This window comes from Rhodococcus sp. (in: high G+C Gram-positive bacteria) (assembly GCF_049286785.1).
Taxonomy (GTDB): Bacteria; Actinomycetota; Actinomycetes; order Mycobacteriales; family Mycobacteriaceae; genus Rhodococcus_F.
The window spans coordinates 1-12,775 of the sequence record NZ_JBAQEO010000068.1 but is presented as its reverse complement, the minus strand read 5'-3'; the positions used below and the strand labels follow the sequence as shown (position 1 = coordinate 12,775).

Below are 12,775 nucleotides of genomic sequence, written 5' to 3'. Positions count from 1 at the left end.
AACGCCTTCGCGCGGTTGATGAAACCGACTGCCGTAACACCCTTCTCGTCCGGTAGGGCTTCGGTATAGGCCAGGCGGGAGAACCCGTCGACGATCGAATGCAGGTAGACGTAGCCGGTGCGGGTGCCGCGTTTCTTGCCACGATCGACGGTCTTGGCGTGTTCGCTGCCGCGGCCGTGGATGCGCCAGCCGCCACCGTCGGGTATCCGGCCGACCTTCTTGATGTCGACGTGCACCATGTGGCCGGGGTACCGGGCGACGATGCTGTTCGGGGGTTTACGGTTCTCGGCCCCGTTCGGGTCGAGGAAGCGACGTCGATTGATCCCCAAACGCACCAGCCATCGTCCGACGGTCGACACCGACACCTGGTGGCCCTCGGCGGTGAGTTCGGTGGCGATGCGCCGGGCGGACCATTTCTTGTCGCGACGCAGCTTCTCGATCTTGTCGACCAACCCTGGGTCGAGGGCGGCGGGTTGGTGGTGCGGGACGCTGGCCCGGTCGAGAAGGCCGGCTTCGCCGCTGGTTCGGTACCGGTTCACCCACTTCGACAGGCACTGGCGGGAGATGCCGGCCTCAGCGGCGACATGCGCGATCGGTCGGTGTTCGCAGCGGTGGACAAGACGCAGTCTCCCGGCAGGGGTCAGCGGGGCGTTACGGTGGGACACGCGGGTCTCTTTCTGGCTGGGACGAGTTGGTCGCACTTCTCATCCTGCCGAAAGAGACCCGCGCCCTCAGCTACCGACTCGCACCGATCGCGTCACCAACCTCATGAACCGCAACAGTTAGTCCACGCAGCAACCACTTCGTCGCCGCAACACCCGGATGCGTCTCGGTGTCGCGGCGACGAAGTCGTATTCAGGGCAAGGAGATCAGGCTGAGAGAGGACGATGAGCGCCGCCGCCGAGGTGGTCAGTATCCTGAAAGCGCGTCGAGCATCGGCCGCGCCGGCAGCCGCGTCAGATCGGTGAGCGCCTTGGCTACTTCGGTGGGTGTCGCGGGCGCGAGGGTTTTCCACATGCGGCCGTCGCCGGCCTTCTGTAGCCCACCGACAGCGATCCCGGCATTGTGGAAGTAGTCGATGGTCGCCGATCCCTCGCTGAGCAGTCGTCGCGGCCCATTGACGTAGGAGACATGGGTGGCCGCGATATGGTCGAGCTCGAAGAACTTCTCGACGGCCATGACGGTGCGGGAGGACGCTCCCGCTGTCCGCAGTGCTGCGACGAACCGATAGACCGTTTCCTTGTGATCAGCGTGCGCTTTCCGGTCCGCGCTGGGCAGCGGCGCACGGACAGGCGCGCGGTCAAGAATGTTCGCGGGGAACGACACCGCGGTGATGTCCGCGGGTGACCACTGGGCGTCGGGATCGCCGACGCGGAGCAGCTCACGCGCCGCCACACGCGCCAGATCGTCGGACGTGGTCGCCTGGGCGACGTCGACGTGGTCCCCGGCGCGTATCGCGGTGGTGACGGTCGCGCCGGTAGCGGCGACGAGGACGTACACCCGCGGCGTGATGGGGAGGGACTCGCGCATGTACTCCACCCATTCGTCGTCGAGGTCGAACGTGACGCGCTGACGCTGGTTGTGCAGCATGATGACCGCCGCGAACGCGTGGTCGTATGCGAACAGTGGGTCGAGCAGAGTCCGCGCCTGAACCGACATGGAGCCGTCGGTGTCGATCAGTGCGGCGTTGACGAGTTGCTCGGTGATGATACCGGCGACGTCGTCGGGAATTTCGGTGATGTTCGGGCCGAGTTCGGCTAGCGGCCGAGGATAGAGCTGGCCGAGGCGTGCCAGGTGGAGCGAGGTCAGTTGGGCGCGGGTCACGGTGTCGGGTCCTTTCAGGAGCTGCACTGGTCGGCGAGAACGGCACTGAGTTCGGTGACCGTGTCTTCCTCAGGGGCGGTGAGGATTCCGCGTTGGATGAGGTCGATGACCCCGGTGATGGCGGCTAGCGTATAGCCCGTTGGGGCAGTGTCGGTGTAGCTCGTCGCGACGGCTTCCGGATCCGTGTCGATCGCCGCGGCAGCTCGCTGTCCCGCGGCAGAGCTCTGGAAGGTGACGATGCTGTCGTAGGAAGGTTCGCCCCCGCGGGCGATCTCCTGGGTGCGCAATGCAATCCACGCCCAGGCCAGGTCAAGTTCGGTGTGGGGTGGGACGGTGCCGACGACCTCGCGCAGACTGACAGGGTCGATTGCCAGGCAGCCTCTCAGATCGACGTCCGGTTCGTCAGAGGACGGAGAATCACCATCCGCGAAAAAGCTTGATACCGCGTTCTGCACGCTTTCGACGGGAGAAAGAATTGCGGTTGTTATCGCAGCAAAAAGCATGAATACCGCGCCCAGCGATAAAATGACGACGGTCATCGGAATACCGATCTTGAGTACCGCTATATTCCGCACGTGTCTCGCGAGAAAGGACTTCACTTAATCTTCTCCTGACCGAGTGGATTGGCTCAATGCTATCGTCTTCGGGAATGTCGTATGACGAGTGATGAAGGGAGGCGTCGATGGCCTTGAATTTACGGAAGGTCGGTCAATGGGCCGCGGCCGTTACCGTCGCGGCCGTCGCCGTGGCAGGCTCTGTGGCACTGACCCGTCCGTCGGATTCCCCCCGTCAGCCCACGTTGCCATCGCCGTCGGTGCTCGCGCCACCGACGAGCACTGTTGCAGCGGCCGATCCCGCGTCACGGGACCTGACGATAGAGATTGCCGATTCGGTGTGGCAGGAGAGTTGGCAGGCGCGGGAAGTGCGGAATGCCCAGGGGTACGAGGACGCGACCTGCGAGCCGTACATCCTCGCTGAGACTTCGTTGCGGCGTACGACCTCGACCGCTGACCTCCTGGCGGCCTTCGAAGAGTCGAAGAAATACCGTCCGCCGTGGGCGATCGAGGACACCACGCTGCTGAGCGTGGACTACCCGGGTGGGATTCGGGGTCGGCTGCGGACGGAGGCGACCGTCACCGACAACCGCAACGTTCCACCGACCACCGACCGGCGCGTGGTCGAGTACGACATGAACTACGAAGGTGGCCGATGGAAGTTGTGCCCCAGCATGTCGCCGTTGGGATGATCACATGAAATGCGGCCGGTAAGCACCCATCTGTGGATGTACAACTGCGCGATCCAGCGCTCAAAGACTGTTGCATTAATCCGCGCGGGTGACCGGCAGAAACAGATTTTCGAACCGCGTTGCCCAGAAGCACACATACCACCTGGAGTCGACGTGGGGAAAACAATGTCGTGCCGGTCAAACCTGGGTTTGAGCCGAATCGTCACTGCTCAATGTAGGCGTGAGGGATCGTGGGATCGACCCCGGTGTCGCTGACGCACTCAATGCGTCCCGGCACGTCCTCATCGACGACATGATTCACGGGGTCGTGGGAGAACGCTTCGCGCTCACCATTGGAATCGACTATTTAACAGCATGATTCGTCGATCAGACATCTCTCGAATAGACGAGCGCGGGCCGGTGTTCATTCGCCGGCCCGCTCTCGTGTGGTGCAGACAGTGGATCAGATGCCCTGCTGGCGCCGAGGGATGATCCGCTTGCGTATCGGGACGATGTCCGCGGCAGGTTCCGACACGTCCATGGCGTCGTCCGGCGCACTCGCTTCGCACTCGATGTCGATTGCAGGATCCCGATCGGCCGAATCCGCGTCGTCGAGCACCGGCTCGTCGTCATCAGTTCCGTCGGCCGTCGTTGACGTCGGCCGGGGCGGGACCGGAAGTTCGTCTGGCAACTCGGCGAGGGAATGGAACACCGACCCGGTCGCGGAGATGCCCCCGAGGTAGTCGTCGGAGAGAGGGTCGTAAATCGATGCCTCCGCCCGTGTTTCCCCGTTCCGCCCGCTGAGCACGACAACGGGAAGCGCATACAGGGTTTCGAGATCCTGGCCGTACTCGGGGCCGTCGACGGCGAACCACAGCCTCGGATACAGCGGACGGATTCGGTCGCTGGCCTCAGCCTTGTACCGAGCCCACGCTGAGGCGATCTCGGCGTTGGGAGGGGGCTTCGACTCTCCTGGGGAATACCCGAAGAATGATTGGAACTCGACGGCTTGGTTGTTGCCTTCCTCATCGGTCATCAAGGCCAGTCCGCGGCCGCGGTCGTTCTTGCTGATTGTGCCGCCGATCCGCTCGGCATCGCGACGGAGCTTCTCGGGGAAGGCTTCCTTGATGGTCTTGTCCGCTGGCGGGCCGAGAGATACACGCAAGCTCATGTTGCCCAGCAGCTGACCGGGGAGAGTGTCGCGGTAGGCCTCCTGCGTCGACAAGATGAGATGGACCTTGAACTCACGGCCGACGCGGGTGATGAAGAGTAGATCCTCCTCGAACTCGTCGGCGCCGAACTGTCCCTTGATGTTGGCGAGCATGGTGGCGTACTCGTCGAGAAGCAGCAGCAGAGGAGGACGCTGAAACGGATCGGAATCGCCTGCACGCTTGCGCTTCTGGGCGTCGGCCTGGCGACCTCGCAACTCGTCGGCGACCATCCGCACCAGACGTATGTGGTCGGCGGTGCGCTGTGAGATTGCGACGATGCCGGGCTGTCGGTGCAGACCCTCGTAGTCAGTGCCTTTACCGTCGCCGAGGAAGAGCATCCACCCTGCAGCGCGGAAGGACTCGATTACTGCGCGCGCGAATACCGACTTTCCGGATCCGGTGCCGCCGATGAACAGGGCATGGGGGAGTTTCGCGAGATCGATCTCGAGTGTGTCACCGGACGCGGTAACGCCCAGTCTCATCCGGAACTGTGGGTACATCAGCCGTGCTTCGTCGGCGCTCTGTGGTATCCGCGTGGGGATCGGAGGGGTGACGACCGTTGGGAACCCGGCCTTGCGGGTGAAGGTCAGGGTGTCGGTCTTCGGGTCTGCCACGTAGTCCCAGTGTCCACCGACCGAGTTGGTCAGCCGCGTGTAGATGGTGCTGCGCCGGCGTTCGTCAGCGAACAATCCGGGTTTGGTCGCCCGGATACCGAACTGGATGTACTCGCCTGCCTCGTCCTGCAGGAGTGGATGAGTGATCACGATGTCCTGATCGACGCTCACCTCCTGCAAGCGCCTGATGAACGGGTTCGACGGAAGGTCCAGCGCTGGAATGCCCAATGCCGCTGCCGGGTCCGCCGATGCGTAAGGCGGTACCACCCCGCACGCGGCTCGGGTGCCGGCTCCGGGGCGACGCTTGAATCGCCGAGCGCCCCACAGCGCTGCGCCCGCACCGATCGTCAGAGCCCCGTAGAACGTGGCGAACGATGTGGTGTCGAGTTGATGTGCAGGCAGATCTGCCGTAGCCCGCGAAAGAAGAGTCCCGGACAGGATCAACGTCTGCCCGACGGCGGCGACGGTCAGCGTGCTCGACAACGGCGCCCGGGCGGATTCGTGAACCACCTCATTCCTCCGGGAAACGCCACGCACTCGCAGGGAAGCCTGGCAGGAACAAGTTAGCGCAGGCATGCTCGATCTGGTCGGGAGATGCGTCGACGTCCACGCCGACCGTGATCGTGATGTAGCTGGTTTCCTCCATGGATCCGTCCGGCAGAACCTCCGGCAAGTTGCGCGGCGCGGCACCCTTTGCGAACACCTCGATCACTCGAAGGTCAGCGGCTTCGAGCGCTCCGCGGACCGTCCCGCGGAATTCGCGCTCACGGGCACTCAAGGCGCCGTCGACCATCTCGTGCAGGGGTAGCGCCGCCGTGGTCATGTGAATCACCGTCATGGGCTATATCCCTCCTCAAATGTGAACCCTTTGATGAACATAAAAGGTCATCGAGAAATCGTCAGTCCCCATTGTGTCATGTACGGAGTAATAGGGACGACTAAAGCGTCTCCTGATTCGTCATTTATGACACCGGAAACAATTCCGGCGGCAAGCAATGAACCGTCAACTGCAACGGCCCACACCGGCGATCCGGAATCGCCGCGAGTGCTACCTCCGCTCATTACGAAGAAGTCATTCTCTGCGGGTGCCGTCAACCGGCCGCAAATCATCCCGGAGGCGATTCCTCTCTTGCAGAGAACGGGCTGAGTGCGGTTGATCTCTGCCGGTGTGATCGCGCCCCGGATCTCTCCGATCCCCGGCACCTTGCTGAACACACGCAGATCGGTGCTGATGTCGATCAGCGCGATGTCGTTGTGGCCATGCTCGGCGATGGTGCCTACAAACTGGCGGTTCGTCGTCGAAACCTTCTGGTCGACCTTGCCGCAGTGCGCTGCGGTCAGTCCGCGTGCTTAGCCGTCCGGCCCGGAGAGCAGGAAGCCGAGTGTGCATGTTTCCGTGACTCCGTCCGGCGATACGGCAACGAGCGGGTCGGCCGGTGACAAGATCCCCGGCGCGGCGTCGGAAACGCCTGGACTGAGCGCCATGAAAGAGACAACTGTGGCTACGATGAAAGCTGTTCGAAAATGCATCTCGTTGAACCTAATCTGATGTCCGCAGGTGAGGGAAGGTGAATGACCATACCGGAGTCGGTAACAAGATTTCCGATACCCGGCGAGAAACCCAATTCGTCATACCTATCTGATTAGCCATTCGTGATGGCGTCGAAACCCGGGGGTAAAGAGAGTGCAAATGATGATCTGTAGTGTCATCACCAGCGCGTGCCGGGCGAACGTGCGGCCCGGTCAGTCGCCCTCCCCGGCGGTGTCACTGTCAGCGAGGCAGTTCACGCGTGCAGCATCAGCACAACCGACGTCGTCAGCACGCGCCGATGTATCCAGGCCCGGTAACCGCGATCGATGACCGCATTGCGGTCGACAGCTCCGCACCGTCTATGCGTGAATTACGTTGGGCGACATGCGCGCCCGCGACGCCCCGCCGTTGACCGCGCATTCGAGAAGCGGCAGGAAAGCGCAAAGAAGGAGATTGTGGGCGAAGGATATTCGACATATTCGGAACCGTTGGCGGTGTAAAGGAGGGGGAAGCTCGAGCGTGAGCGCGGAGCGCGGATCGGTCGAGTACTTCTCGCCGCGGAGATCGACGGCTCCGCCGACGGTGTCGCAATGAAAGAGGTGAAGCGCCGCTTTGCGAAGTCCGCAAGTCGGCCAAAACCCATTCGGGACGAGGATTGACCTTCACTCGCGCGTTAACCCGGTTAACGCGCGAGCGTTCGTGCATCGAACTGCCGCGAGGTTGGGTCGGGTTCACACTCTGCGATTCGGTGTATCCCGAGGCCCAAATACGTGGCAGATTCTCCAGCATCCAAGTATTGCCTGATCGAATTGCGGGTATGGTGTAACCATCCAGAGTAGAGAGGTGCCATGACGACGTGCCGCGCGCGTTGAAGGAGCCCGGCCCGATGGCCGAACGGATTGCATCCGCCCCTAACCTCGACCTACGCGCGTCGCGCCCCGGCGCCTGAAATGACCCAACCGGCCATGCTCGACTCGAAGGCATCCCACGCCGATCGCTCCACGGCATCCCCCGCTAAGCCCCCACGATTGATGAGGAGTCCTCGACATGACCGCCAGCCCCATCAGTGGCCAACACACGTACGTCACCGTAGAACAGACCGCGAAAGCCCGCGACCTCGCTGTCGAAAAGGTCCGAGAGAGCCTCAAGGGCTTCGATCCCCTCAGCGAAGGTGAGGTTCCCGAGTTGGTTTTCGCTCTCACGAAGTACAAGGTCGACTACCGCGAGGTAGCGGACGGTGTCGGAGTATCCGGCCTCGACATTCTGCAGATCCTGTCCAGATCCATCCGCACCGACGACGATATTGCCCAGGTCTACCGCGCAGGGCTCGCCGCTGAGCGCCAGGCGATCGAGGAATACCGGGAGAAGGTGATCGACGAACAGCGAACCGAAGTCGTTCGGCTGCTCACGGCCGGCCGGCCGATCACTTCGGTCGCACGAGACGTCGGTGTCACCCGCACTGCGGCCCGTGGCTGGTGGGAGTCTGAACGACTGGGAGAGGCCAGTTTCGACACCCAGGATGCCGCGCAGACCAACGAACTGTAAAGCTACCCTCCCTTGAAAGGGCAGGCTTTCGCACTCGGACCGCAACCACACCAACCTTCCCGAAGGGAGGTCGATGGCTCGGCTGCTGAGTTCTGCATTGGGGTGGCGAGGTGCGCCCAGGCGAAACCGCGGGACTGGCCACAGCTCTCGGGCTCTAAGCCGCGGTCACCGGAGAACGACGTCGAAACCCCATGAAGGCGGGCTCTCCCCGGAAGCGGAGCAGCTGCCGACGCGGCCGGTCCTCAGGACTTCACCTGCTGTGGGTGTCGAGCAGTGCCATTCGCCGTTGTCTCTGTGTGCAGCATTGCCGGTGGCCGGCAGGTCGCTGGTGTTGTATTCACGAAGAATCTTCTGCGCCGCTTCGCAACTGAGGTCACCGGTGGTTACTCGAATGAGTGTGGGCCGCCCATCGTTGGTGGGGTCAAAGTCACACGCCGCTGCGGGCGCTGCTTCTTCGGTAGGGGCTGTGAATGGGTCGTTCTTGTCCGACGGTGTGCGCGGTTGGCGTTCGGACCGGTCGGTGCAGTCGAAGCTGGTGCTGGGGAGAGCAGTGACGCCGGGTTGTGTCAGATACGGCGTCTGCTCGGTTTGGGTCCACGTGCGCGCGGTGTCGTTGTAGAGGTACTCGGTGAGCGTCCCCGAGCCGTCGTCGTTGATGACGATGCTTTGAATGGGGGTGATGGTTACACCGGGTTGACCGGGGGTGGGGCAGCGATACATGCCTGCGTCAGAGGTTCGGTAGGACGTCCAGACATCGAGGCCTTTCGTCCACATGCTGTAGGTCGGCGCGGGTAAAACTGTGAGGAGTCCATCGTCGGTCAGCTGTAGGACTTGGTGTTCGGCATGGTCGGGGAATTGGCCTGTCTCGATGATAATTTCGGGCCGTCCGTCCCCGGTGAGGTCCGTGACAGCGGTCAGGAACTCGTCCTGTTTGGTTGGGAAATTGCCGCTGGGGCCGGTGCCACCGGAGCCGGACGTCGAGCCGGGGTATACGGAGTGGCGTGCGATGTTCCCCGATTCTGTGCCGATACGGAGTTCGATGCTCGGTGAGGTCGTGATGGCTACCGATATCGGGTTCGAGTAGTTGGCGTTCTCGATCGGCGCTGTCGCGACTGTGCGGCACATCTCGCCTGGTGCCGAGAGTTCGGCGCAGGGGTTGAGGGCTGGTTGTGGTGCGGGTGTCGTTTCGGGGAGCGTGGTTCCGGGTGCGGCTACAGTTGGGGTTGTCGAGCTCGCCGGCACGGTCGACTGGGAGGGTTCGCTCGTGCATGCCCCTAGTGCGGTCGTCAATGTCAGGACGGCGGCGAGGAGGCCGAGCGCCGGTGTGGCTGATCGGTTTCCCCGGTGGTACGTCGATGCGGTGTGGGGCATAGATGTCCTTTGCGGTTCTGATCCGTTTGAGAGTCGGTCGATTGGTTCCGGTTATGGCGTGGACGTAGATGTGTCGGGAAGTCAAGTCGCTACAGATCGGCCAATGGGCAATCGTCAGGGACCGTGAGCAGTCCGGTATTTGGTTGGCATCGATGTCCCCGACGGCCTGTTCCGCGCCCCACCGATCTGTGTGCGCGGGATAAGCTTAGGGGATTTGATCGAAGGGCAGGTTGCGGCACAGCGTCTCGGCGACGGCGACGGCGACGGGCTGTCTCCGAGATTGAAGTACGCGTAGGAGCAGTCGAGGCCGTCGAAGCGAGCGGCGGCTCGCACGCTGGGCCGGGTATCGGGTTCAGGTCTGCGGCAACGCGAGTGGCGCCGAGTTGGATGCTCTGGCACCGGCCGAATTCCGGCCATCGGCATCGGCTGCGAGACTGGCCACGGATGCGAATCGGACGGACGAGGGGGACTGGGCATGTGGGGCGTGTGTGCGGCGAGGGCGATGAGGTTGCTGGGCGCGACAGGAGTCGTCATTTCTCTGTTGGGTGGCGCGCTGGCGGCGGCGGTCGACGTTCGGCTGTTCAAGTCGGTGGAAGAGCAACTGACCGCGCTGATGTGGGTGTGTCTCGTCGTCGGAGCTGTCGTGGTCGTCGGGGTGCTCGTTGTGGCCGTTGTGCAGGTCACGGAGTCGGGTCGTTCGCCTGCGGCCGGTATACGGGACCGGTCCCTGATTGTCGAAGCCGCCCGAGCGATGGAGGGTGGCGAACTCGAGCAAGCGATCGCAGCGCTCGACGGCACTGAGCGCCGACTGTTGATCGAGGGCCGGATCGATGAAGCCCGTGAGGTTTCCGCCGACAAGATGATCTGTGTTTCCGTCCGCGACAATCGGCGTCGTCTCGGGAACCGTCCCGCACGCGGGTAGCAGCGCAAGTATTTTTGGCCTTTTCAGATTTCGGAAGACCGCGAGCTTCCCATGGGCAGGCAAGATGGGTCGAAGGTCCAGCTCAGGGAGCGGAATCGTTGCTGCGAGAACGTGGTGAGACTCGTCGGCGTCATATGCGGCCGTGGCCCCTTCGAGGTGAAGCGACTACGACGAGGGCTGGCGATCTTCTCCTCGGGTGTGCCGCACTGGTCACGGCGACGTGGCCGGAGAACTCGCGCTAATGTGAACTGGCTGCCCCGCCCCGTGCCTTCGCCCCTCGCCTACCGCGAAGGTTCTCCGGAGCCTCAGGCAAACAGTATCGGCGGTTCGTGGTCGCGAACGCCCTGCGCGGACACCGATCCGGAGCGCCCAGAATTGACTCCTGGCGTTCGGAGGTGCGCACATGCCAACAGATGTAGCACTCGATGTGCTACATTCAATTCCATTGGAACACAAATCGTCCCGAACAAGAGGAACACCATGACGATCGAGCACCTGACGCTCGCGCAGGCCGTCGGCGAGGCGCCGATCTTCCTCACTGCGTTCGTGGCCGGCATCGACTCCGACCCCGTGACGCAGACCAGCTCGAGATCGTCGCACGCCTCGGATGCCCACGAAGCAGAAGTCGCCAATCACCACGCGGCCTGAGAGCGACTCGCTTCACCACTACGTCTTTGAACGGCACTCTCGGCACGAGCGAGTGCCCATCGGGGAATGCCGCGCCGAACTCGACCACGAGGACGACGTCGCAGCGCGAGCCGACGACTGAAACCTACGACCCCAGCCCAGGAGAGCCTGTGACGTTGACGCTCGACCCGATCGAATTCCCTGCCGACGACCCCTACCGACGACCCCTACCGCGACCCGGCCGCCCATCGCGCTGGCGAACGGTTCTGGTGGCACCAGGCCATCGTCGACGAGCTCACGCGGCTGCGCGACGAGTGCAAGGACCCCGAAACCGGCACCGGCTACGCCGCTTACAGCGTCCCTGGAATCGCCGGGAACATCCAGGGTGCAAACGCATTCGATACCGCGAAGCACTGCCGCCAGATGATCACATGGGGCGAGCTGGTTAAGGCCAATACCGTTCAGTTAGTGTCTGATAATGGCGCATACCGGCGGTTGGGTAGGTTGTGGATGGTGTTGGTGGTGGGTGCGTTTGGCGGCCCATTTGAGGACTTTGCGTTTGACGACGCGGGGGTTGGTGCGTAGCCGGCGTACGGGGTTGATCCGGCGCTGCAGTTTGTCGATGGCGTGATTCCACAACCGGGTAATCGAGTTGTGGTTATGAGGGGGAAAAAGAGCTGTGCGACAGTGATCTTCGAGTGATCCGCAAGGCGGCGACGAACGAGACCCGATCGGGGTCGTGTCGGCCGGCTTGTGCGGCGTCGAGCATCAGGGTGCGGATGGCGTAGTGGCAGCACAGATGCCCCCAGATTTCCTGTTGCACCAGCGGCGGGGATTTCGATCGCAGGACCGCTCGGGGGCCGCGTTGATGGGTTTTCAGTTCGTCGAAGGTGTTCTCGATTTCCCAGCGCTGGGCGTAGGCGAGAGCCAACTCTTCCGCCGGCGCGTCGGAGGGGTCGAGGATTGTGGTCAGCAGTCGGTACTGTTCGGCGTTCTCCCGCCCGTCGTCGAGGGTGTAGTCGACTACCCGAACCGTCAGCGGTGTCCGCTGCCGGCGATCCTTCCCGGAGGTCGGGACGATCCGTGCCAGCCAGGATCCGTCGGCGAGGGTCTCGAGGTGGTGTGGTGCCAGGGTGGATTTGACCCTCCACAGCAGGTCGGCGCCGGTAGCGGCTGCTCGGGTCCACATCTCGAATCCGTAGATGCCGCGGTCGGCCAGAAGCAGCATCCCGGGTTCGAGGCGGTCGATCAGATCGTTCGCCAACTCCCGCTCCGAGGTGCGGCACGGACCGATCGCGGCGTCGAGAACCGCGTGGGTGCCGCATTCGGCGACCGCCACCAACCGTGCCTGCGGGAACGCGGATTGTTCGCCGCGGCTCGATGCCGGCCGGCCGAAATGCTCGGCGTTGGCCGGTGTGTCGGGCAGGTCGAGGCAGGTCCCGTCGAGGGCCACCATCCGACGCCCCGCGAGCCATGAACCGGGTGTGTCCGCGTCGGCGAGAGGCCGTGCGACACGGCGGAACAACGCCTGCACCGGATCGTACCCTAATCGTGAACGGGCCTGGTATATAGCCGATTTCGTCGGTGTCGACCAGGACTGCGACCATCCCGACGACCATGCCAAACCGTCGGTGAGCTGCTCGAAGACATCCTCGTACGACCCGTCCGCATTCAACGCCATCCCGATCGAAAAATACGCGGTCACCCGGGCTGTCAACGTCCGACTGCGCTGCTCCCTACGACCGCATTCCGCGACCACAGCATCAACGACATCTGGCGGGAAAACCCTGGTCAACAACCCCACCGACACCACATCCGACAACCGCCGATCCGAGATCGGCTTCACCCATCCGCTACGAGGCACGCCTCATCATAACGCAAACTCCACTAACTGAACGGTATTGG

Annotated in this window: 12 protein-coding genes; 5 read left to right on the top strand and 7 right to left on the bottom strand. The window is 63.2% G+C overall.

Annotated features, from left to right (window positions below; translation table 11 throughout):
- The 3 genes from WAW17_RS02540 to WAW17_RS02530 all read right to left on the bottom strand — a co-directional run.
- A partial coding sequence (locus WAW17_RS02540; RefSeq protein WP_422331449.1) for a helix-turn-helix domain-containing protein occupies positions 1 to 665 on the bottom strand: 665 nt, incomplete at its 3' end.
- Between the two features lie 244 nt (positions 666 to 909).
- A complete protein-coding gene (locus WAW17_RS02535; protein ID WP_422331448.1) occupies positions 910 to 1,824 on the bottom strand; it encodes an ESX secretion-associated protein EspG in 915 nt (304 codons plus the stop codon).
- 14 nt (positions 1,825 to 1,838) lie between these two features.
- Positions 1,839 to 2,363 (bottom strand): hypothetical protein, encoded by a 525-nt coding sequence (locus WAW17_RS02530; RefSeq protein ID WP_422331447.1) that lies wholly within the window; start codon positions 2,361 to 2,363, stop codon positions 1,839 to 1,841.
- Between the two features lie 143 nt (positions 2,364 to 2,506).
- Here WAW17_RS02530 and WAW17_RS02525 point away from each other — a divergent pair, with 143 nt between their 5' ends.
- Both WAW17_RS02525 and WAW17_RS02520 read left to right on the top strand, forming a co-directional pair.
- Positions 2,507 to 3,070, top strand: a complete 564-nt coding sequence (locus WAW17_RS02525) for a hypothetical protein (protein ID WP_422331446.1) — start codon at positions 2,507 to 2,509, stop codon at positions 3,068 to 3,070.
- 220 nt (positions 3,071 to 3,290) lie between these two features.
- Positions 3,291 to 3,428, top strand: a complete 138-nt coding sequence (locus WAW17_RS02520) for a hypothetical protein (protein ID WP_422331445.1) — start codon at positions 3,291 to 3,293, stop codon at positions 3,426 to 3,428.
- 84 nt (positions 3,429 to 3,512) lie between these two features.
- Here the strand turns inward: WAW17_RS02520 and WAW17_RS02515 are convergent, their stop codons facing one another.
- Together WAW17_RS02515 and WAW17_RS02510 are read right to left on the bottom strand one after the other, a co-directional pair.
- Positions 3,513 to 5,384, bottom strand: a complete 1,872-nt coding sequence (locus WAW17_RS02515) for an FtsK/SpoIIIE domain-containing protein (RefSeq protein ID WP_422331444.1) — start codon at positions 5,382 to 5,384, stop codon at positions 3,513 to 3,515.
- 1 nt (position 5,385) lies between these two features.
- Positions 5,386 to 5,712: a hypothetical protein gene (locus WAW17_RS02510; protein ID WP_422331443.1), complete on the bottom strand. Its 327-nt coding sequence runs from the start codon at positions 5,710 to 5,712 to the stop codon at positions 5,386 to 5,388.
- A gap of 1,740 nt (positions 5,713 to 7,452) precedes the next feature.
- On the opposite strand from WAW17_RS02510, the gene WAW17_RS02505 reads away from it, so the two are divergent.
- Positions 7,453 to 7,950 (top strand): hypothetical protein, encoded by a 498-nt coding sequence (locus WAW17_RS02505; protein ID WP_422331442.1) that lies wholly within the window; start codon positions 7,453 to 7,455, stop codon positions 7,948 to 7,950.
- A 165-nt stretch (positions 7,951 to 8,115) separates the two neighbouring features.
- Here the strand turns inward: WAW17_RS02505 and WAW17_RS02500 are convergent, their stop codons facing one another.
- Positions 8,116 to 9,075: a hypothetical protein gene (locus WAW17_RS02500; RefSeq protein WP_422331441.1), complete on the bottom strand. Its 960-nt coding sequence runs from the start codon at positions 9,073 to 9,075 to the stop codon at positions 8,116 to 8,118.
- A gap of 748 nt (positions 9,076 to 9,823) precedes the next feature.
- Between WAW17_RS02500 and WAW17_RS02495 the strand changes: the two genes are divergently transcribed.
- Both WAW17_RS02495 and WAW17_RS02490 read left to right on the top strand, forming a co-directional pair.
- Positions 9,824 to 10,243 carry a hypothetical protein gene (locus WAW17_RS02495; RefSeq protein WP_422331440.1) on the top strand — a complete coding sequence of 140 codons (420 nt, stop codon included), beginning with the start codon at positions 9,824 to 9,826 and terminating at the stop codon, positions 10,241 to 10,243.
- Positions 10,244 to 10,723: 480 nt separating this feature from the next.
- Positions 10,724 to 10,891, top strand: coding sequence for a hypothetical protein (locus tag WAW17_RS02490; protein WP_422331439.1), 168 nt, complete (start codon positions 10,724 to 10,726; stop codon positions 10,889 to 10,891).
- Positions 10,892 to 11,528: 637 nt separating this feature from the next.
- Here the strand turns inward: WAW17_RS02490 and WAW17_RS02485 are convergent.
- Positions 11,529 to 12,734 carry an IS4 family transposase gene (locus WAW17_RS02485; protein ID WP_422331438.1) on the bottom strand — a complete coding sequence of 402 codons (1,206 nt, stop codon included), beginning with the start codon at positions 12,732 to 12,734 and terminating at the stop codon, positions 11,529 to 11,531.
- Positions 12,735 to 12,775 lie beyond the last annotated feature (41 nt).

Coding starts and splice junctions, on each gene's coding strand:
- WAW17_RS02490 (WP_422331439.1), top strand. CDS start 10,724: ATGACGATCGAGCACCTGACGCTCGCGCAGGCCGTCGGCGAGGCGCCG.
- WAW17_RS02505 (WP_422331442.1), top strand. CDS start 7,453: ATGACCGCCAGCCCCATCAGTGGCCAACACACGTACGTCACCGTAGAA.
- WAW17_RS02500 (WP_422331441.1), bottom strand. CDS start 9,075: ATGTGCCGCACAGTCGCGACAGCGCCGATCGAGAACGCCAACTACTCG.
- WAW17_RS02495 (WP_422331440.1), top strand. CDS start 9,824: ATGAGGTTGCTGGGCGCGACAGGAGTCGTCATTTCTCTGTTGGGTGGC.
- WAW17_RS02530 (WP_422331447.1), bottom strand. CDS start 2,363: ATGACCGTCGTCATTTTATCGCTGGGCGCGGTATTCATGCTTTTTGCT.
- WAW17_RS02525 (WP_422331446.1), top strand. CDS start 2,507: ATGGCCTTGAATTTACGGAAGGTCGGTCAATGGGCCGCGGCCGTTACC.
- WAW17_RS02510 (WP_422331443.1), bottom strand. CDS start 5,712: ATGACGGTGATTCACATGACCACGGCGGCGCTACCCCTGCACGAGATG.